Origin of the sequence: Corynebacterium glyciniphilum AJ 3170, assembly GCF_007673095.1 — a bacterium.
Classification (GTDB): Bacteria; Actinomycetota; Actinomycetes; order Mycobacteriales; family Mycobacteriaceae; genus Corynebacterium.
In genome coordinates, this window is sequence record NZ_VDYZ01000412.1 from 1 (window position 1) to 222 (window position 222).

Genomic DNA, 222 nt, shown 5'->3' on the forward strand with positions numbered 1-222 from the left:
GGCGATGTGGCAGGAGGAGGAGTTGGTGGTGAGCGGGCTGCGTGAGGCGGTGGGAGAGGGAAAGGAGGTGAGGGTGAGGATGGGTGGTGGGGAGGTGGTGGTGGGGGAGGGGGTGGAGGTGGTGGAGGAGGTGGGTGGTGGGGTGGATGATGGGGATCATGATGTGGGGGGTGATGTTGGTGGTGATGTTGGGGGAGAGTGAGAAGGGGGGGGGGAAGAAGG

The 222-nt window shown here is 65.3% G+C and carries 1 protein-coding gene; it reads left to right on the forward strand.

Features of this window, described 5'->3' with window-relative positions; all coding sequences use genetic code 11:
- On the forward strand, window positions 1–202 hold a 202-nt coding region (locus FS507_RS20190; RefSeq protein WP_186314799.1), incomplete at its 5' end, for a hypothetical protein.
- Between the last annotated feature and the right edge of the window lie 20 nt (window positions 203–222).